The organism is Eikenella sp. HMSC071B05, from assembly GCF_001811325.1.
GTDB lineage: Bacteria > Pseudomonadota > Gammaproteobacteria > Burkholderiales > Neisseriaceae > Eikenella > Eikenella corrodens.
This window is the reverse complement of record NZ_KV804539.1, coordinates 145,081-166,261: the sequence shown is the minus strand read 5'-3', so window position 1 is coordinate 166,261 and position 21,181 is coordinate 145,081. Positions and strand designations below refer to the sequence as shown.

The window sequence follows — 21,181 nt, the reverse complement described above, 5'->3', positions numbered from 1 at the left end:
TAACTTCGTTGAAGCTTGCGCTTTCAGGTAGCCTCAAACAAGCACGTAAGCCATCTGTCACCGAGAAGGGAAAATATGAAGCCTTATCTGAAAAGCTTCCTGCTGATTGCCTTCGGCCTACCCCTGCTGGCTGGCTGGCTGATGATAGCCGCCGCGCTGCTGAATGGTGATTTGTTTATGGATTTGTCTTCGCCCGAACACCGCCGCTTTTATGCCAACCTGTTGTTGCTATTGTGGCTGTACTGCCTGCCTGCGGTGGCCACGTATATTTTGCTGGCAATATGGCTGAAGCTTCAGCGCGGTTGGCGTGGAGCGGGCGTATCTACTGCGTTAGGGTTTGCCTTGGCAATATCGTCTATCGTATTGGGTGAGATGTTTTGGGGCGATGGCTTCGTGGAATGGGGGCCGACCTTGGCCATCGGCACTATCTCGGCCTTTGCGGCAGCCATCATGTCGCTCTGCCTGCCCAAAAGGCAATCCGAGGAATGATATTTGCCGGTATCACCGCCGTTTCAAAAAGTTTCACCTGCTAACACCGACTTGCCAAAGGAATAAAAGGGGCTACCTGAAAAACATAGCTAGTAGTTTTCAGGTAGCCTTTCTGTTATACAAGCCGAGCCGATAGGATTAAAATGCCGCTGGCAAAGCTATCGGCCAGATTGCGCGGCACGGCATAATCAAATAGAATGCTTAATCTAGAGCTAAAACCTAAATTGTGCCGTAAGCGCTTCGCCAACCAACGATTCTGGTTTTTCTCCCACTATATCAAGCTGCCTTTGGCAGCATTAAGGATACCCATGAGCAATTTCGTTCCACAAAACAGCTATACCAAAGAAGAACTCTTGGCCTGCGGCCGCGGCGAACTTTTCGGCGCGGGTAACGCGCAGCTGCCGGTGCCCAATATGTTGATGATTGACCGCATTGTTGAAATCAACAACACCAGCGGCAAATACGGCAAGGGCGAAATCATCGCCGAATTGGATATCCACCCCGATTTGTGGTTCTTCGGCTGCCACTTCATCGGCGATCCGGTGATGCCCGGCTGCCTGGGTTTGGACGCCATGTGGCAATTAGTCGGCTTCTTCCTGGGCTGGATGGGTGCACCCGGCCGCGGCCGCGCCTTGGGCTGTGCCGAAGTGAAATTCACCGGCCAGGTATTGCCCAAACACAAGAAAATCACTTACCACATCCACATGAAACGCGTGATGAACAGCAAGCTGGTTCTAGGCATTGCCGATGCGGAAATGAGCGTGGACGGCCATAAGATTTACGAAGGAAACGGTCTGCGCGTAGGTTTGTTTACCAGCACAGACGATTTCTAGCCAACGGGCTACCTGAAAACGCCGGCTTTAATTCAACAGAAGCTTCTGCGTTACTTTTCAGGTAGCCTACTTTCCTAACGGAGTTCATTATTATGAAACGAGTAGTCGTAACCGGTATCGGCATCGTGTCCAGCTTGGGCAACAACTGCCGCGAAGTGCTCGAATCGCTGCGCCAGCTCAAATCCGGCATCGCTTTTGATGAAAGCTACCGCGAAATGGGCTTGCGCTCGCATGTAGCCGGCAACATCAATATCGATACCAAAGAGCACATCGACCGCAAAATCCTGCGCTTTATGGGCAACGCTGCAGCCTATGCCTATATCGCCATGAAAGAAGCCATCGCCCACGCCGGGCTTACCGAAGAGCAGGTATCAAACGTACGCACCGGCATCGTGGCCGGCAGCGGCGGTGCCTCTTCCTCCTCGCAAGTGGAAGCCGCCGATATCCTGCGCGAGAGCGGCGTGAAGCGCATCGGCCCTTACGGCGTAACCAAAACCATGGCCTCCACCGTGGCCGCCTGCTTGGCTACCCCATTTAAAATCAAAGGTGTGAACTATTCCATCAGCTCCGCCTGTTCCACTTCCGCCCACTGCATCGGCCATGCTGCCGAGCTGATTCAGCTTGGCAAACAAGACATCGTGTTTGCCGGCGGCGGCGAAGAAGTATCGTGGCAGATGAGTTCCCTGTTTGACGCCATGGGCGCATTATCGAGCAAATACAACGATACGCCCGAACAAGCCAGCCGTGCCTACGATGCCGACCGCGACGGCTTCGTGATTTCCGGCGGCGGCAGCATTTTGGTGATGGAAGAATACGAACACGCCAAAGCGCGCGGTGCCAATATTTTGTGTGAACTCACCGGCTATGGTGCCACTTCCGACGGCCACGATATGGTGCAGCCGTCCGGCGAAGGCGCGGTGCGCTGCATGCAGATGGCACTTGCCCAGCACGGCGGCAGCGTGGACTACATTAATGCCCACGGCACGTCCACCCCGGTGGGCGACACCAAAGAACTCGGCGCCATCCGCGAAACCTTTGAAGGCAAAGAAGTGCCGCTCATCAGTTCCACCAAATCCCTTTCCGGCCACGCATTGGGCGCTGCCGGCTCCAATGAGGCGATTTATTCCATCCTGATGATGCTCAACGATTTCGTGTGTGCCAGCGCCAATGTCCTGAACTTAGATGAAAAAGCCGCCGGCCTGCCGATTGTGCGCGAAAACATCGCCAAAAAGCTTAATGCCGTGATGTCGAACAGCTTCGGCTTCGGCGGCACCAATGCCACGTTGATTTTCAGCCGCGTGTAGTAAAGGCTACCTGAAAAATAGCCGAACCCGTTTTAGGGTTCGGCTATTTTTATATGGTTTTTTCTGGCGTGAAAACCGGCAACTTCAGCATACCATATCCGTTTACCTGATAATGAGGCAAAGCATGCAACAGTGTTTGTAAAGTTTTTGCCAATTTTTTCAGGTAGCCTTGATAATTACCCAGCCTACCATTATCTTAGTAACGATAGATTTTTAAAAATACACTTGCTGATGTGATTTATTCTGATTTTTTGGTTAAGACGAGCCTTTTTGGCTAGATAATTTTGCCAAGCATGGTCAATAACTTGACCTTAATCAAGAAAATCAATAATCCGCATATTATGGGCTAGAGTTCTATAATAAACTGAATCAATACCCTGATCGTTAATAGGGAATTAATTATAAAAAACCACACAAAAATGTTGCCAACTACTTCGTCTGTACCAAGGGAGATCGCGATGATCAAGCATTCCAAACATTCTTCGCTAAATATTGCGTTAATACAGGCGCGCGAAGCGTTGATGACGCATTTTCGCCCGCTGCTCAACGAAATCGGCCTCACCGACCAGCAATGGCGTATCCTGCGCCTCTTGGCCGAAAACGGTACGATGGATTTTCAAGACTTGGCCCGCAGCGCCTGCATCCTGCGCCCCAGCCTTACCGGCATCCTTACCCGCCTGGAAAAAATGAAGCTGGTAGTGCGCCTGCGCCCGGCCAACGACCACCGCCGCGTTTACCTCAAGCTTACCGAAGAAGGCGAGCGTACCTTCAACGACTTTGTCGGCAAAATCGATGCCTGTTACGACGACATCGAAAGCCAGCTTTCTAAAGAAAAACTGGAACAGCTGCACGAATTGCTGAACCAAATGGCTGCTATTCATGTGGCCACGATGGCACGGATGTAAGGCCTACCGTATTCCGTAAAGGCTACCTGAAAAACCGGACAGAGGTTTTTAGGTAGCCTTTTTCCATAGCTAAAGCACTTCGCTGCTTACTTTATATTGGCCTGCCTGCTACGGCTCACCACCGAGTAGGAAAAAATCATTGTTTTAGCTATAGGTAAGGCAGTTTCGCTTATAATCCTGCAATCAAAACAAATATGCCAAAGGCTACCTGAAAGAACCCAACCATGCTCAAACAACGAATCCTCACCGCCCTGGTTTTACTGCCGCTGATGCTCGGTATGCTGTTTGCCGCCGGCAGCAGCCTGTGGGCACTGTTTTCCGGCCTGATTGCCTTGCTCGCCCTGTGGGAATACAGCCGGCTATGCAACATGCCGAAACAAGTGCAGCGGCCCTATTTGGCCGGCACCGCACTATTTATGGCGCTGGCATGGAGCGGCGGTTGGCGGCTGCCGGCAGCGGCATGGGCAATCGTGCTCGCCTTCTGGTTGCTCGGTATGCCTGCCTGGCTGCGTTTTAAATGGCAGTTACAGGCCGATTGGAAAGGTATGGCCGCCGGCTGGCTGCTGATGTTGCCATTCTGGTTTGCCCTGCTGGAACTGCGCCCCAACAGCCAATCTGCGCTTTATCTCTTAGCTGTGATGATGCTGGTATGGATTGCTGACGTGTTTGCCTATGTATTCGGCCGGCTGTGGGGCAAACACAAACTGGCCCCCACCATCAGCCCCGGCAAAAGCTGGGAAGGCGTGTTTGGCGGGCTGCTATGCGTACTGGTGTATGCCTCATTGGCACGCGCTGCCGGCTGGTTCGGCTTCAATATTTCCTGGCTCGGCATCATGCTCACCGCCACTGTGCTTACCTTTGTAGGCATCGGCGGCGACCTTTTGGAAAGCTGGTTCAAACGTGCTGCCGGTGTGAAAGACAGCAGCAATCTGCTGCCCGGCCACGGCGGCGTGTTCGACCGTGTGGATTCACTGATAGCCGTGTTGAGCGTATATGCCGCCATCGGCATGTTGTTCGGCTGAATAGAGGCTACCTGAAAAATTTTGGTTTTGCAGAAACCCTGCCGCATTTTCACCTCGCTTTCAGGTAGCCTTTCTTAAAAACTGCCTGTTTCTATGCTAAAATCCGCCCCCCTCAATATTTCAATCCTGAAAAGCGGTTTCCCCTTTTAAATGAATATATTCTACGAAGAAAGCGGCCAATTCAAAGTGGCCGCCGTGGTGCAGAAAAACGATAGCACCTATCAGGCCACTACCCAACATGGTAAACGTGCCAAAATCAAAGCCAATAATGTTTTCGTGGAATTCACCGAGCCGATGGACGCTTTCCTCGAACGCGCCCAGGCCGAAGCCGCCCAAATCGATACCAACTTATTGTGGGAGTTTTGCGGCGAAGACGAATTTACTGCCCAAAACATTGCAGCCGACTACTTCGGTCATCCTCCAAGCCAGCACGAACTGGCCGCTACCCTGATTGCGCTCTATGCCGCACCGATGTATTTCTATAAAAAAGGCAAAGGCGTATTTAAAGCGGCACCGGAAGACACCCTGAAGCAGGCACTGGCCGCCATCGAGCGCAAAAAACAGCAAGACGCACAAATAGCCGCTTGGGCGGAAGAATTGGCACAAGGCCGGCTGCCAGCCGAAATTGCTGCCGATTTGCGCAGCATCCTGCACAACCCAGACAAACAGTCGCTCACCTACAAAGCCTTTACCAAAGCCGCGGCCGAACTGAAAATTTCCGCCTATCAGCTGGCTCGGCAAACCGGCGGTGTCAACTCATTGCCGCAATACCTGCTTGATGGCTTCTGCTGCAAACACTTCCCGCAAGGCACTGCAGCACCGGAAATCGCCGTACCTGCTATCCCCGAACTGCCAGATGCCGCCGATTTGCTCACATTCTCCATTGATGATGCCGAAACCAGCGAAATCGATGACGCTTTATCGGTGCAGGATTTGCCAGACGGCAGCAAACGTGTCGGTATCCACATTGCTGTACCCACCTTGGCTATTACTAACGGTAGCCCGATTGAAACCCTTATCAAACAACGACAAAGCACGGCTTACTATCCTGGCGGCAAAATCACCATGCTGCCAGACAATTGGATTAAAACCTTCAGCTTAGATGAAGGCAAACGGCCGGTATTGAGCCTGTATGTAGAAGTGGATGCCGATTTTCAGGTAGCCTCCACCCCGCAAACCCGCCTCGAAAATCTAACCATCAAGCATAACCTGCGTATTCAAGACATCGAACCGCACTTCAATGCCGATACCGGCCTTGCTGAGAGCGATCCGGTGCAATTTCCCTGCCAAACACAACTGCGCTGGCTATACCGCTTTGCCATCGAACGCCAAAAACAGCGCGACCGCTACGAAGAAAACCGCGCCCCGCAATACGACTACGGCATCGAATTCAATCCCGACGGCAGCGTGCGCATCAGCCGCCGCGAGCGCGGTTCACCCATCGATACACTAGTATCTGAAATGATGATTCTGGCCAACAGCACCTGGGCGCAAATGCTGGATGAAAACGGCCTGCCCGGTTTATTCCGCGTGCAAACCAGCGGCAAAGTACGCATGAGCACCCAATCCGAGCCGCACATCGGCATGGGCGTGGCGCATTACGGCTGGTTCACCTCTCCATTGCGTCGTGCAGCCGACTGCATCAACCAGCTACAGCTGCTCAGCTTAATCGAGCCCGATTTGCCGCCGCGTTTTGAAAAAAACAGCAGCGATCTGTTCGCCGCCCTGCGCGATTTTGACGCCACCTATACTGCTTATGCCGACTTCCAACGCCAAATGGAGGCTTACTGGAGCTTAATATATCTGGAACAAGAACAATGCCGCGAGCTGACTGCCGTATTGTTGAAAGAAGACCTGGTACGCATCGATGGTCTGCCGCTGGTCAACCGCGTACACGGTATACCAATCGACATTCAACCTAAAACCCGCATGAAACTGGCCGTTACCCAATTAGATGCCGAACAGCAGCTATTGTCTTTAAAATATCTGAATGTGTTGCCGCCTGAACCAGCTGCTTAAATGATAGGGTACTGGCTCAATACAACAACGGCTTATTTCCACTATTCTCTGCGGACAAAGCAGGCAAATAATCGATTTATCCACAAACAGCCAATTAACCCAGCCACTATTCCACAACAATCCACAGTTAAATTACAACCAAACAACAAGGTTTACTTAGTCTATCTAAATGGTTTTAATGAATTTTCTGGATAATACACTATTTCTGTACTGCTCCAATATAAACAACAAAAATAAATTAGAAAATTAGATATAAAAACGACTTAGTTCAACTTACCCCGATACTAAATTTCAAACTTCGTAATCTAAAAGTATCATGCAAAACCCTCTTCACAATAAAAGCGATATTGCCGTTATCGGCCTGGCCGTTATGGGACAAAACCTGATTCTGAATATGAACGATCACGGTTTCCAAGTGAGTGCTTACAACCGCACGGCGGCCAAAACTGAACAATTCCTTAATGGCCCAGCCAATGGCACAAAAATTATCGGTGCCTACAGCTTGGAAGAACTAATTAGCCAATTGAAGCAGCCCCGCAAGGTGATGCTGATGGTGCAGGCTGGGCGGGCAGTAGACGAATTGATTGCGCAGCTGGTACCGCTCCTGGATAAGGGCGACATCATCATCGATGGTGGCAATGCCCATTATCCCGATACCGAACGGCGTACTGCTGAGCTGGCTGCACAAGGTATTTTATTTATTGGTACCGGTATTTCCGGTGGTGAAGAAGGCGCGCGCCATGGGCCGTCTATTATGCCTGGCGGCAACACGGAAGCTTGGCCGGCAGTGAAGCCGATTTTGCAGGCTGTAGCCGCCAAAACGGCCAGTGGTGAGGTATGTTGCCACTGGGTGGGCAAAAATGGTGCCGGCCATTTTGTGAAAATGGTGCACAACGGCATCGAATACGGCGATATGCAGCTTATCTGCGAAGCCTACCAGTTTATGAAAGACGGCCTGGGTATGAGCCATGCTGAGATGCAGGCTGTCTTTGCCGAATGGAATAAGACAGAGCTCAACAGCTATCTGGTTCAAATTACCGCCGATATTTTGGGTACAAACGACACAGATGGCACGCCGCTGGTAGAGAAAATCCTTGACCGTGCCGGTCAGAAAGGCACCGGGAAATGGACCGGTATCAATGCCTTGGATTTGGGCACGCCGCTCACGTTGATTACCGAAGCGGTGTTTGCTCGCTGTATTTCCGCCCTAAAAACCCAACGGGTGCAGGCTGCAACGGTTTTCGGGCATAAAATCGAGCCGGTGGCCGGAAATCGGGAAGAATGGCTGGCTGCTTTGCGCCAAGCATTGCTGGCTTCTAAAATTATTTCTTATGCCCAAGGCTTTATGCTGATGCGTCAGGCCAGTGAGCATTACGGCTGGGATTTGGATTATGGGAATACTGCTTTGTTATGGCGCGAAGGCTGCATCATCCGCAGCGCGTTTTTAGGTAATATCCGTGATGCCTATGCCGCCAATCCGGATTTGGTGTTCCTTGGCAGCGATGTCTATTTCAAAAACCTGTTGCAGCAGGCTCTGCCGGGCTGGCGGAAAGTGGCTGCCGCCGCGATGCAGCACGGTTTGCCGATGCCCTGCACCGTATCCGCCCTCTCTTTCCTCGACAGCTACACCTGCGGCCGCCTGCCTGCCAACCTGTTGCAGGCGCAACGCGACTACTTCGGTGCCCACACCTATGAGCGCATCGATCGGCCGGAAGGCGAGTTTTTCCACACCAACTGGACAGGCACCGGCGGCGATACCGCTTCCACCGCCTACAATGTTTGAGGCTACCTGAAAGCTGATGTAGCTTAGTGGCACTCCAAAATAAAAGGCTACCTGAAAACTATTTACTGGTTTTCAGGTAGCCTTTTATAGTGGGTTAAAATAAAAATGAGACAAGGCAGCGAGCTGCAAGGCGTACAGGTAGTACGTCAAGGCGAGCCAACGCCGTATCATTGCGATTTTAATCCACTATATCTGCTTGCCGGTTTATGCCGCTGCTGGCAGGGCGTGGAAAGCGGCGGGCAGGTTTTGGTTATGTGGGAAAGTGACCCATTCGTAGCTTTCCGGGTCGGCGAGAATGGCACGTAATAAGGCGTTATTGATGGCGTGGCCGGATTTGTGGCCTTCAAATGCGCCGATTATCGGTGCGCCGATGACATATAAATCGCCTACGGCATCGAGGATTTTGTGGCGCACGAATTCGTCGGGGTAGCGCAGGCCTTCCGGATTGAGCACGTCGTTGTCGTCAATCACCACGGCATTGCTCAGGTTGCCGCCTAAACCCAGGCCGTGTGCGCGCATCATTTCCACTTCCTGCATGAAGCCGAAGGTGCGGGCGCGGGCGATTTCTTCCACATAGGATGCGCCGGCGAAATCGATTTCAAAGGTCGGATTGCTGCGGTTGAACACGGGGTGGTCGAAATTGATGGTGAGGCTGACTTTAAAGCCGTCATATGGGGTGAAGCGCACCCATTTGCCTGGCTCTTGCACTTCTACCGGCTTCAAAATACGCAGGAAGCGTTTTTCGGCTTTTTGATCCACGATGCCCGCATCCTGCAGCAGATACAAAAAAGGCAGGCTGGAGCCGTCCATAATCGGGATTTCCGGCGCATTCAATTCAATCAACACGTTATCGATGCCGTAGGCGGCCAGTGCCGACATTAAATGCTCAATCGTGCCCACCCGCACGCCGTCTTCGGTAACGATGGTGGAGGAGAGGCGGGTGTCGTTGATCAGTTCGGGCACGAGCTTGATCGGGCGGCTCTGTTCGCCAGCCAAATCGGTGCGGCGGAATACGATGCCGCTGTTTTCGGCAGCCGGATGCAGGGTGAGCAAAACCCGCTCGCCGGAATGCAGGCCGACGCCGGTGGCTTGAACGGATTGGGCTAGGGTGCGTTGTTTCATAAAAACTCCGAAAAATCTGCATAAAGCAGCTGCCATCATACGGGAAATATGTTTGTCTGTCTTTCCGATTAAATTTGGCTGTGGTTTGTTTTCAGGTAGCCCCAATGAAAAAGGCTACCTGAAAATGTAATGCGGCCTATTTATCAAGCTTCATCTTGTATAATTCCACCCGTTCCAACCACAGGCTTTCCCTCCAATGAAGATCTTACTAGTGCGCCTCTCCAGCATGGGCGATCTTATCCACACCCTGCCGGCAGTGCAGGATTTGGCTCTGCATTGCCCGCAAGTGGAGCTGCATTGGCTGGCCGAGGCCGGGTTTGCCGATATTGCGCGATTACATCCGTTTGTAGCCAAGGTGATTCCGATGCGCTGGCGGCAGTGGCGCAAGCGGCTGTTTGCGGTGGATACGCGGCGGCAGATGCGCGCGCTGAAGCAGGAGTTGGCCGGTGGCGGCTATGATTTCGTGCTCGACAGCCAAGGCTTGATAAAAAGCGCATGGTTTGCCCGCCAAGCGGGTGTGCCGGTGAAGGGTTTGGACAAACACAGCGCGCGTGAGGGCTGGGCGGCGGCGTTTTATGCGCAAGGTTTTCAGGTAGCCAAAGGGCGTGATGCGGTGTGGCGCAACCGCGAGCTGTTTGCCCAAGTGTTCGGTTATCGGTTTGACGGCGCGGCGGATTTCGGCGTGCGTGTGCCGGAAGGCGCGGCGGTGCAGGGGCTACCTGAAAACTACCGTGTGGCTTTGCACGCCACCAGCCGTGAGAGCAAATTGTGGCCGGACAAATATTGGGTGGAATTGTTGAATCGGCTGCATGTAGCAGACGGTGCGGCGGTGTGGCTGCCGTGGGGCAGCGAGGTAGAACGGCAGCGCGCATTGGCCTTGGCCAATCAGATAGAGGCGGCGCAGGTGCCGGAAGAAAAGCTCGGCCTGCTGCAGGCAGCCTATGTGTTGCGTGGCGCACGCAGCGTTATCGGTGTGGACACAGGCCTGCTGCATTTGGCCAATGCGCTGGATAAGCCGCTGATCGGCATTTATACCGACAGCGATCCGGCAAAAACCGGCGTGCAACCCTCGGCTTGGGCGGAAAATATGGGCGGTATAGGCTGCCAGCCGCGGCCGGAGGAAGTGTTTGAACGTTTGCTTCTGCTGGAGCAGGCTTATCAAGACAGCAGGAAGGTTTTCAGGTAGCCTTAGAAATTTGCGGCTGTATTTTGGCCATACTTGCATTATTCCCGCCAAATCGGCACAATCAGCCCGTTTTGCCGGATAAGTGAATCACTAACTAGATAGAAGGAAAAGGAAATTTCATGAAAGCACTGGTTGCCGTAAAGCGGGTGGTGGATTACAACGTAAAAGTGCGGGTGAAGGCCGACGGTTCGGATGTGGACATCGGTAATGTGAAAATGTCGATGAACCCGTTTGACGAAATCGCCATGGAAGAGGCTGTGCGCTTGAAAGAGGCCGGAAAAATCAGCGAAATCGTGGTGGTATCGTTGGGCGTGAAGCAGTGCGAAGAAACGCTGCGCACCGCGCTGGCGATGGGCGGCGACCGCGCCATTCATGTACAGACCGATGATTATTTGGAGCCTTTGGCCGTAGCCAAACTGCTGCGCAAAATCGCCGATCGCGAGCAGCCGCAGCTGATTTTGCTGGGCAAACAGGCGATTGATGATGATGCCAACCAAACCGCGCAAATGCTGGCCGCCTTGCTCAACGCGCCGCAGGGCACGTTTGCCAGCAAGGTGGAATTGGGCGAAAACGAAGTAACCGTAGTGCGCGAAGTGGACGGCGGTTTGGAAACCGTGGCCCTGAAGCTGCCGGCAGTAGTCAGCGCTGATTTGCGTTTGAACGAGCCGCGTTATGTGAAGCTGCCAAATATTATGCAAGCCAAGAAAAAACCGCTGGAAAAGCTTGCGGTGGAAGAATTGGGTGTGGACATTACACCTAAATTGCAGCAGCAGAAAGTGGCCGAGCCCAAACCGCGCAGCGGCGGCGTGAAGGTGCAAAGCGTGGCCGAACTGGTGGCCAAATTGAAAAACGAAGCCAAAGTAATTTGAGGATAAAGCCATGACTGTATTGATTATTGCCGAACACGACAACCAACATTTGGCCACTGCCACGCGGCATGCCGTTACTGCCGGCAGCAAGCTGGGTGAAGTGCATGTATTGGTGGCCGGTAGTGGCGCGGCAGAGGTAGCCGAGCAGGCCAAACAAGTGGCCGGCGTGGCTAAAGTATTACTGGCTGATGCCGAACATTATGCCGGCGGGCTGGCCGAAGAACTGGCGCCCTTGGTGGTGAAACTGGCGGCGGATTATCGCTACGTTGCCGCCGCCGCCAGCACTTTCGGCAAAAACCTGATGCCGCGCGTGGCCGCCCTGTTGGATTGCCCGCAGGTGTCTGATTTAACCGAAATCGTAAACGGCAAAACTTTTGTGCGCCCGATTTATGCCGGCAATGCTTTTGCCACTGTTTCTAGTGATGCAGAAACCTTGGTGCTTACCTTCCGCACCACTGCTTTTGCCGAAGCTGCTGCTAGCGGTGGACAGGCCGAAGTGGTGCAGGTAGAAGCTACTCCGGCTCAGGGTTTGAGCCGTTTTATCAGCCGCGAGTTGGTGAAATCCGATCGTCCGGAGCTTACTCAAGCCAGAGTAGTAGTATCCGGCGGCCGTGCCTTAGGTAGCGTGGAGCAGTTCAACGAATTGCTGCTGCCCCTGGCTGATAAACTTGGCGCTGCCATCGGCGCTTCACGCGCGGCGGTTGATGCCGACTATGCGCCCAATGATTACCAAGTAGGCCAAACCGGCAAAGTGGTGGCACCGGAGCTGTATATCGCCATCGGTATTTCCGGCGCCATCCAACACACTGCCGGTATGCAGGACAGCAAAGTCATCGTGGCCATCAACAAAGATCCGGAAGCGGCTATTTTCAATATTGCCGACTACGGCTTGGTGGCCGACCTGTTTGAAGCCGTGCCGGAGCTGACTGCGGCATTGGGCAATTAGGCGTTTCATGCATTCGTGTTTCACGTGAAACACAGTAGGCTACCTGAAAACAATCTGCTTTCAGGTAGCCTATTTCTTATATAATCTGCCTATTTCCTGAAACCATCGCTGCCATATGTCTTCTTCTGATATCCCCTGTACTTATCGTACTTTGGCCGAACCTGGGCAAGCCGAGTTTAAAGATAAAGGCAGCCGTTTTATTGCCTTTGCTTATCCCGTGCGCACGGCGGCAGAAGTGAAAAACCATGTGGATGCCCTGCGGCAGGAACACCACAAGGCGCGGCATTGGTGTTATGCCTACCGTTTGGGCACAGATGGTTTGCAGTTTCGTGCCAACGATGATGGCGAACCTTCCGGCAGCGCCGGCCGGCCGATTTTGGGGCAGATTGATTCGGCCGGGCTAACCGATGTTTTGGTGGTGGTGGTGCGTTATTTCGGCGGCACGCTGCTGGGCGTGCCCGGCCTGATTCATGCCTACAAAACCGCTACCCAAATGGCGTTGCAGCAAACCGCGCAGGTGGAAAAAAATATTGAAAAACGGGTAACCCTGCGCTGCGATTACCCGCATTTGAGCGAGGTTTTGCGGTTGGCCAAGCAGCATGGCGTGGAAGTGTTGCAGCAGGATTTGCAACTGGATTGCCGCCTGCATTGCGCCGTGCCGCTGGCCAATTATGCTGCTTGTATTGATGCCTGGCAGAAAACACGTGCAGTGGAAATTTTAGAAGACGTGCAAGAAAACGAAGAGGCTACCTGAAAATCTGTTTTCAAGTTTCAGGTAGCCTTTATAGCCAACGAAATCTTATTTGAAAAGGACAACTTCATGAAATTACTCGTTATCGGCAGCGGCGGGCGTGAACACGCGCTGGCATGGAGGCTGGCGCAGTCGCCCAAAGTGCAAACTGTGTTTGTCGCACCCGGCAATGCCGGTACCGCGCAAGAACCCAAGCTGCAAAACTTGCCTTTGAAAACGCATCAGGAACTGATTGATTTCTGCCGCCATGAGCAGATTGCCTTCACTGTAGTCGGCCCCGAAGCGCCGCTGGCAGCCGGCATAGTGGACGATTTCCGCGCAGCCGGTCTGCCAGCGTTCGGCCCCACCCGCGCAGCTGCCCAGCTGGAAAGTTCCAAAGATTTCGCCAAGGCCTTTATGGCGCGGCACAGCATCCCTACCGCACAATATCAAACCTTTGCCGATGCGGCTGCCGCCCATGATTATGTGGCTGCCAAAGGCGCGCCGATTGTGATTAAGGCTGATGGCTTAGCTGCCGGCAAAGGCGTGGTGGTGGCGCAAACCGAAGAACAAGCACATCAAGCTATCGACCAAATGCTGCTCGACAATAAGATGGGCGATGCTGGCGCGCGCGTGGTGATTGAAGACTTTTTGCAGGGCGAGGAAGCCAGTTTTATCGTGATGGTGGACGGCACAAATGTGCTGCCGATGGCCACCAGTCAAGACCACAAACGCCTGCTCGACGGCGACCTCGGCCCGAATACCGGCGGCATGGGCGCATACAGCCCCGCACCCATCGTTACGCCCGAGGTGTATCAACGAGCCATGGAAGAAATTATCTTGCCTACCGTGCGCGGTATGCGCGAAGAAGGCCATGAGTTTACAGGATTTCTCTATGCCGGCCTGATGATTGATGCCGATGGTGCACCTTATACCGTGGAATTCAACTGCCGCTTCGGTGATCCGGAAACCCAGCCGATTATGAGCCGTTTGGACAGCGATTTGGTGGATTTGATCCAAGCCGCGCTGGATCGGAAACTGGATACGGCTAAAGTAGAATGGAAAGCGCAAAGTGCCGTGGGCGTGGTGCTGGCTTCCGCTGGCTATCCCGAACGTTCCGGCAAAGGCGACATCATCGAAGGCATCGAAGCCGCCAACCGCATCGGCAAAGTATTCCACGCCGGTACGGCCGCAGATGCCGGCCGCACCGTTACCAACGGTGGTCGTGTGCTGTGCGTGGTGGGTTTGGGCGACGATTTGGCCGCTGCCAAACAGCAGGCCTACCGCGCCGTGGCCGAGATCGATTTCCCTGGCATGCAATATCGCCGTGATATTGCTGATAAGGCTTTGCGTTAAAACGATGTTTGAAAACATAGAACGCGGCTCTGGTTGGGCCGCGTTTTTTTGCGTAGATGGACTAAGCTATAGATTAATAAGTTTCAGGTAGCCTTTATGGCCCTGTTATCTATCAAATAGCTAAGCGCTTTTTGCTATAATTATATCCTTTGTTTTCCCTAAATTTTTCTCAGCGCAATGCAACATCCCGATTTCTCCCAAACACTCTCCAAAGACCGCCACTTCCTGCAATCCGCCTTCAAAAATCCCAACAAATACGGCGGCTTGTCCAAAGTCGAAGAAAAATACCGAAAATCGCACGAAATCTTTTTGAAGCGTTTGGCCGCATTGCCCAAACCCGAGTTCGACAACACCCTGCCCGTTCACGAGAAGCTCGAGGAAATCAAAAAAACCATTGCCGAACATCAGGTAACGATTATTTGCGGCGAAACCGGTTCGGGCAAAACCACGCAGCTGCCCAAGATTTGTTTGGAACTCGGGCGCGGGGCGGCAGGCTTGATCGGGCATACCCAGCCGCGCCGTTTGGCCGCGCGCTCGGTGGCAGAGCGGATTGCCGAAGAGCTGAAATCGGAAATCGGCAGCGCGGTGGGCTATAAGGTGCGCTTTACCGACCACACCTCGCGCGATGCCTGCGTCAAGCTGATGACCGACGGCATCCTGCTGGCGGAAACGCAAACCGACCGTTATCTCGCCACCTACGACACCATCATCATCGACGAAGCGCACGAGCGCAGCCTGAACATCGACTTCCTCTTGGGCTACCTGAAACAGCTGCTGCCGCGCCGTCCCGATTTGAAAGTCATCATCACATCGGCAACCATAGACGCAGAACGCTTCTCCCAACACTTCAACGGCGCGCCTGTGCTGGAAGTGAGCGGGCGTACCTATCCCGTCGAAATCCTCTACCGCCCGCTGACCAGCAAAGACGAAGACGACGCAGAAGTCGAGCTGACCGACGCGATTGTCGATGCGGCGGACGAATTGGCGCGACACGGCGAAGGCGATATTTTGGTGTTCCTGCCGGGCGAACGCGAAATCCGCGAAGCCGCCGAAGCACTGCGCAAATCCACGCTGCGCCGCAACGACGAAATCCTGCCCCTGTTCGCACGCCTGTCGCACGCCGAGCAGCACAAAATCTTCCACCCCTCAGGCGCGAAACGCCGCATCGTGTTAGCAACCAACGTCGCCGAAACCTCGCTTACTGTGCCGGGCATCAAATACGTCATCGACACCGGCCTCGCGCGTGTCAAACGCTATTCCGCACGGGCGAAAGTGGAGCAGCTTCATGTAGAAAAAATCTCCCAAGCCGCCGCACGCCAACGCTCCGGCCGCTGCGGACGCGTCTCCGCAGGCGTGTGTATCCGACTGTTTTCAGAAGAAGATTTCAACAGCCGCCCTGAATTCACCGACCCCGAAATCGCCCGCAGCAACCTCGCCGCCGTCATCCTGCGCATGGCAGCGTTGAAACTGGGCGATGTGGCAGCATTCCCGTTTTTAGAAATGCCCGATTCGCGGTATATCAATGATGGGTTTCAGGTGTTATTGGAATTGGGGGCGGTTAATGAACACAACGGACTGACCAAACTCGGCGAACAAATGGCGCGCCTGCCCATCGACCCGAAAATCGCGCGTATTTTGTTGGCGGCAAAGAAACACGACTGCATGGCGGAAATATTGGTGATTGCGTCCGCGCTGTCGATTCAAGACCCGCGCGAGCGGCCGCTGGAAGCGCGTGATGCCGCTGCCAAGGCGCATGAACGCTTTACCGACAAGCAGTCTGATTTCCTTGCCTATCTGAACATTTGGGACAGCTTCCAGCGCGAGCGCGACAAAGGCTTGTCCAACAAGCAGTTGGTGCAGTGGTGCCGCCAATATTTCCTGTCGCACCTGCGGATGCGCGAGTGGCGCGAGTTGCACCACCAGCTTGCCCAAACCGCGATTGAAATGGGTTTGACCACCAAGGAAGCCGCTTTCAGACGACCTCCCGAAGTCAGGCAGCTCACGTCGTCTGAAAATGCAGGCGACCAAGACTTATCTGCCAAACTCAAACAAAAACAACTGGATAAGAAACAACACCGCGCCCAAATCCGCGCCGCCAAAGAAGCGGGCTACGAACAAATCCACCGCGCCCTGCTTACCGGCCTCATCGCCAACGTCGGCATGAAATCGCCCGACGGCAACGACTACACCGGCGCGCGCGGCAGCCGCTTCCACCTTTTCCCAGCCTCTGCCCTGTTCAAGGCGAAGCCTAAATGGGTGATGGCGGCAGAACTCATTGAAACGACAAAACTTTATGCCCGCGACGTGGCCGCCATCCAGCCCGAATGGATCGAGCAGGAAGCGCCGCACCTCGTCCGCTACCACTATTTCGAACCGCACTGGGAACAAAAACGCGGCGAAGTCATCGCCAGCGAACGGGTAACGCTCTACGGCCTGACCGTCTTGCCGCGCCGCCCCGTGTCCTACGGCAGAATCGCCCCCGAAGAAGCCCGCGAAATCTTTATCCGCAGCGCACTCGTCGCCCAAGAAGTTGCGGATTTCAACGCGCCGTTTTTCGTGCACAACCAAAAATTGATACGCGAAATCGCCGAGCTGGAACACAAATCGCGCCGCCAAGATGTGCTGGTGGACGAAGAAGCCCTGTTCGCTTTTTACGATGCGCGGCTGCCGAAAGCGGTGTTTAAAGAGCGCGGCGAGATTGTCGGGCAGGCTGGAAACGGACAAAGGTCGTCTGAAAACCTGATGCCATCTGAAACCGTAGGTCGGATTCTTGAATCCGACAGCCGCGCCACATCCGCCGTTTCATCGGATACAAGTATCCGACCTACACACTTTTCAGGTAGCCTAAAAGACAACAGGCAGCCTGAAAACCACCTTTCAGACGACCTCAAAGGCAGCCTGAAACCCCATATCCGCCCCGCCACAACTAGCGATACCACCGCCGTTGCCGAATTATTCCGCCGCGCCGTGCAGCACATTTCAAACCGCCATTACAGCGAACAGGAAAAAAGCGCGTGGCTGCAAGGCGCGGACAATGCCGATTTCTGGCAAAAACGCATTGACGGCGGTAATGTCCGCGTGGCAACGCATAACGGGCGCATGCTCGGTTTTATTGAATACCAGCCCGAACAAAGCCACCTAAACTGTCTCTTTACCGACCCGAGCCACCAGCGGCAAGGTATTGCCACCACGCTGCTGAATGCCGTTTTGCCATCGGCAGACAGCAGCAAAACCATAACGGTAGACGCATCCAAAGCCGCATTGGCATTTTTCCAAAAACAAGGCTTTGTGCGGCAACACGAAAACCAAATCCCGCGCAACGGCTTGGTTTTGACCAATTACCGCATGGTTCGTCAGGCAAACCATGCCCAAAAGCAGCCTGAAACCGTAGGTCGGATTCTTGAATCCGACAAAACTTTTGACGCTGCACAAACGTCGGATACGAGTATCCGACCTACACGCCTTTCAGGCAGCCTGAAACCCCAAACGCCGTCTGAAAAACCCCTCGCCGACATCCGCACCTTCCAAGCCTGGCTCAAAACCGCCGAGCGCGACAACCCGCGCCTGTTGTTCCTCAGCCGCGACGACCTCATGCAGCACGCCGCCGCGCACATCACCGAAGAACAATTCCCCAAACACTGGCAAACCGCAGACGGCAAATTCAAACTCAGCTACCGCTTCGAGCCGCACCACCCGCTCGACGGCGTTACCCTCACCCTGCCGCTCACCGTGCTCAACCGCATCAGCCCCGCCGCCCTCGAATGGCTCGTACCCGGCATGATACGCGAGAAAATCCAGTTGCAAATCAAAGCGCTGCCCAAGCAAATCCGCCGCATCTGCGTGCCCGTGCCCGAATTCATCACCCAATTTTTAAGCCAAAACCCCGACCGCAACGCCCCCATCCTGCCCCAGCTCGCCCAAGTGATCGCCAAAACCGCAGGCGACATCCGCATACTCGAGCAAATCAACCAAGACGAATGGGCCGTGTTCAGGCTGCCCGAACACTGCTATTTCAACCTCCGCATCATCGACGACGGCGGACAAGAATTAGCCATGGGGCGCGATTTAATTAAAATCCAACAACAACTTGGCAAAGCCGCCGCCACCACCTTCCGCGACAACACCCAAGAATTCGAACGCGACAACGTTACCGCATGGGACATCGGCACCCTGCCCGAATCCATCAAATTCGCCCGCGGCAAACAACAGCTTACCGGCTATCTCGGCCTGCAAAAAGAAAAAGACGGCCGCATCGCCCTGCGCCTGTTCGACACGTCTGCCGCCGCCGAACAAGCCCACAGACTAGGCGTCATCGAACTCATGAAACTACAACTAAAAGAACAGGTTAAAGACCTGAACAAAGGCATCCAAGGCTTCACCCAAGCCGCCATGCTGCTCAAACACATCAACGCCGACACCCTGCGCGACGACCTCACCCAAGCCGTCTGCGACCGCGCCTTTATCGGCGAAGACGAGCTGCCGCGCAACGAAAAAGCCTTCAAAGAACAAATCAAACGCGCCCGCAGCCGCCTGCCCGCCGTCAAAGAAGCCCTCAGCCGCTACCTGCAGGAAACCGCAGCCGCCTACGCCGAACTGAACGGCAAACTCGGCAAACACCCGCTCACCCACCTCCTGCGCCAACGCCTGCAAACCCTGCTCGCCGCCGGCTTCGCCACCCGCACCCCGTGGGCACAATGGCCGCGCCTCCCCATCTACCTCAAAGCCATGACCCTGCGCCTCGAAAAATACAGCAGCAACCCCGCCCGCGACGCAGCCCGCGAAGCCGATATTCAAGAACTGGAACAAATGTGGCAGGAAAAAACCGACAGCCTGATCAAGCAAGGCCTCCCCATTTCAGACGGCCTTGCAGGGTTTAAATGGATGATTGAAGAATTGAGGGTGTCGCTGTTTGCGCAGGAATTGAAGACACCGTATCCGGTGTCGGTGAAGAGGTTGTTGAAGGAGTGGGAGGGGTTGAACAGGTAGGCCGGATATATCTGATATTGTCTTATCTGTTTTTTGTTTATAAATTTGCTACAATTATCACCTACTAAACAATCTATAATGGAAAATATTATGAAGAAAACTCATAAAAATATTCACTATTTGCGAGCGAAACAAGACGATGAGCTTTTTGATTTGGAGACTGCCTTACGTAGATTATTGCCTGTATTGCCATCTGCAAATCATACAGGAATCACACAGTATGGCATGATTTCTCGAATTCAATATCGCAATTTAGAATTTGTTTTACGCGAGAGTACACAAACTCAACCAGAATTTAAACAAGGTATTGCCCTTTATATTGTTCAAAGTGTAGAAAATGAACATATGCGAACTATGAACAATAATGCACCTAGTGAAAATGATGCAGGGGGAAGCTCTCCACCACCTAATGGACAATCATTTGTCCAAAAAGAAGCCTATCTTTATATCAATAAACACCATGTTCTTTTTGTAGGTAATGGCATAATTCGTTATGATAATATTTGCTTTTATTTAAACCAGTTGAATAATCAAACTGCCAATAACTCACAGGGAAAACTATCAAAAATAGATTGCTCATTCAAACCTGTTGCTAACTTTGATAAGTTACAGTTAATTAGGGAACATGGTGCTAAAAAATTACATTTAAATGCGTCTGCCTATCAATTATCTGTAGCTAATTTAGTCTCAACAAAAACAAGCCTTTTAGCAGATGCATTTAAAGGTATTGGTAACTTATTTAGAAAACTGTCTGAAGCAGAATCAACGCAAGAGGAGATAAATGCTGCTGAAGATATCCATGTTTGCTTGGCATTAAACCTAGAAGGAAATACTAGAGCCATCCAGCAAGCACAGGATTTCATGCGAGAACAGGCTGAAGCAGTTGCGGAAGAAATGAATGATGGATTTTTTATTGAAACTCAACGTGGTGAGAAAATTAGTCCAAATGATGTTAAGCTATTCAAGAGAATTACAGTTAAGAAATTTGAACAAACTAATGCGCTTGGACAAAATGAAGTATTTGATGAAATACGAAAGTATTTTAATGAGTTATTAAATTCAAGATTAATTGAGCTATGAAGAATAAAGCCCCACTTATACGATTTATCTTAATTTCTATTTTATCTGCATTTCTGGCTTATGTGGGGCAACCATTTGTTCATGAAAATGAAAAAGCTATTGATTTAATTATAAATGTATTTTCAATTTTATCAGGTTTTCTGATAGCAATTATGACGTTGTTTACAGACATGAAATTTGATGAAGATGCAAATTGGCGGCAGTTGAAATTGCAAGAGAATTTACAGGAGCAGCGATATACCAAACATTCTTTCTTATTTTATGTATATTTATGTGTATTAGTTTTTGTATTCCTCGTTGTTTTACTTAAGAACAACAAAGAATATGCGAATGGAACTTTAATCAAGTTTTTTGAGTTTTTATATTTATGTATAGCAGCAGGAGCTTTTATATATTCTGCATTTTTACCAAGTAAGCTAATGAAAAATAGGAAGGAAAAACTAGATAAACTTATGAAAAAGAAAGCTCCACAATCTGAAATGAATAGGGAAAAGCATTAGTAAGCTATAGCCTACCTGCATCTAACCACGTACGTGCTTTTCGATACACAC

Annotated in this window: 16 protein-coding genes; 15 read left to right on the top strand and 1 reads right to left on the bottom strand. The window is 52.5% G+C overall.

Annotated features, from left to right (window positions below):
• The first annotated feature begins 75 nt into the window (after positions 1–75).
• The 7 genes from HMPREF2796_RS01720 to gnd all read left to right on the top strand — a co-directional run bounded on the left by HMPREF2796_RS01720 (position 76) and on the right by gnd (position 8,355).
• A complete protein-coding gene (locus tag HMPREF2796_RS01720) occupies positions 76–489 on the top strand; it encodes a hypothetical protein (protein WP_070630466.1) in 414 nt (137 codons plus the stop codon).
• A 308-nt stretch (positions 490–797) separates the two neighbouring features.
• Positions 798–1,322, top strand: coding sequence for a 3-hydroxyacyl-[acyl-carrier-protein] dehydratase FabA (gene fabA, locus HMPREF2796_RS01715; protein ID WP_070630464.1), 525 nt, complete (start codon positions 798–800; stop codon positions 1,320–1,322).
• A 92-nt stretch (positions 1,323–1,414) separates the two neighbouring features.
• Positions 1,415–2,626 (top strand): beta-ketoacyl-ACP synthase I, encoded by a 1,212-nt coding sequence (gene fabB, locus HMPREF2796_RS01710; RefSeq protein ID WP_070630462.1) that lies wholly within the window; start codon positions 1,415–1,417, stop codon positions 2,624–2,626.
• 458 nt (positions 2,627–3,084) lie between these two features.
• Positions 3,085–3,531: a homoprotocatechuate degradation operon regulator HpaR gene (hpaR, locus tag HMPREF2796_RS01705; RefSeq protein ID WP_003824437.1), complete on the top strand. Its 447-nt coding sequence runs from the start codon at positions 3,085–3,087 to the stop codon at positions 3,529–3,531.
• A gap of 224 nt (positions 3,532–3,755) precedes the next feature.
• The gene (locus HMPREF2796_RS01700) at positions 3,756–4,553 is read left to right on the top strand and encodes a phosphatidate cytidylyltransferase (protein ID WP_070630460.1); all 798 of its coding nucleotides are present in this window, start codon (positions 3,756–3,758) and stop codon (positions 4,551–4,553) included.
• Between the two features lie 150 nt (positions 4,554–4,703).
• Complete coding sequence (locus tag HMPREF2796_RS01695) at positions 4,704–6,572, top strand: ribonuclease catalytic domain-containing protein (protein ID WP_070630458.1); 1,869 nt, start codon at positions 4,704–4,706, stop codon at positions 6,570–6,572.
• 316 nt (positions 6,573–6,888) lie between these two features.
• A complete protein-coding gene (gene gnd, locus HMPREF2796_RS01690) occupies positions 6,889–8,355 on the top strand; it encodes a decarboxylating NADP(+)-dependent phosphogluconate dehydrogenase (protein WP_070630457.1) in 1,467 nt (488 codons plus the stop codon).
• 204 nt (positions 8,356–8,559) lie between these two features.
• Here gnd and lpxC read toward each other — a convergent pair whose 3' ends face one another.
• Positions 8,560–9,477 carry a UDP-3-O-acyl-N-acetylglucosamine deacetylase gene (gene lpxC, locus HMPREF2796_RS01685; RefSeq protein ID WP_067439975.1) on the bottom strand — a complete coding sequence of 306 codons (918 nt, stop codon included), beginning with the start codon at positions 9,475–9,477 and terminating at the stop codon, positions 8,560–8,562.
• Between the two features lie 196 nt (positions 9,478–9,673).
• Between lpxC and waaC the strand changes: the two genes are divergently transcribed.
• The 8 genes from waaC (at position 9,674) to HMPREF2796_RS01645 (ending at position 21,130) form a co-directional block, all read left to right on the top strand.
• Entirely contained in the window at positions 9,674–10,663 is a 990-nt protein-coding gene (gene waaC / locus HMPREF2796_RS01680) for a lipopolysaccharide heptosyltransferase I (RefSeq protein WP_070630455.1), read from the top strand.
• Positions 10,664–10,782: 119 nt separating this feature from the next.
• Complete coding sequence (locus HMPREF2796_RS01675; RefSeq protein ID WP_070630452.1) at positions 10,783–11,532, top strand: electron transfer flavoprotein subunit beta/FixA family protein; 750 nt, start codon at positions 10,783–10,785, stop codon at positions 11,530–11,532.
• A gap of 10 nt (positions 11,533–11,542) precedes the next feature.
• Positions 11,543–12,478, top strand: a complete 936-nt coding sequence (locus HMPREF2796_RS01670) for an electron transfer flavoprotein subunit alpha/FixB family protein (RefSeq protein ID WP_070630450.1) — start codon at positions 11,543–11,545, stop codon at positions 12,476–12,478.
• A gap of 115 nt (positions 12,479–12,593) precedes the next feature.
• Positions 12,594–13,232, top strand: coding sequence for an IMPACT family protein (locus HMPREF2796_RS01665; protein ID WP_070630448.1), 639 nt, complete (start codon positions 12,594–12,596; stop codon positions 13,230–13,232).
• 66 nt (positions 13,233–13,298) lie between these two features.
• On the top strand, positions 13,299–14,564 hold the full coding sequence (purD, locus tag HMPREF2796_RS01660; RefSeq protein WP_070630446.1) for a phosphoribosylamine--glycine ligase: 1,266 nt from the start codon (positions 13,299–13,301) through the stop codon (positions 14,562–14,564).
• 177 nt (positions 14,565–14,741) lie between these two features.
• Positions 14,742–19,550, top strand: coding sequence for an ATP-dependent RNA helicase HrpA (gene hrpA, locus HMPREF2796_RS01655; RefSeq protein WP_070630445.1), 4,809 nt, complete (start codon positions 14,742–14,744; stop codon positions 19,548–19,550).
• A gap of 90 nt (positions 19,551–19,640) precedes the next feature.
• Positions 19,641–20,630, top strand: coding sequence for a hypothetical protein (locus HMPREF2796_RS11005; RefSeq protein ID WP_141749128.1), 990 nt, complete (start codon positions 19,641–19,643; stop codon positions 20,628–20,630).
• Entirely contained in the window at positions 20,627–21,130 is a 504-nt protein-coding gene (locus tag HMPREF2796_RS01645) for a hypothetical protein (protein ID WP_070630439.1), read from the top strand. Before HMPREF2796_RS11005 ends, HMPREF2796_RS01645 begins: the two co-directional genes overlap by 4 nt.
• Positions 21,131–21,181 lie beyond the last annotated feature (51 nt).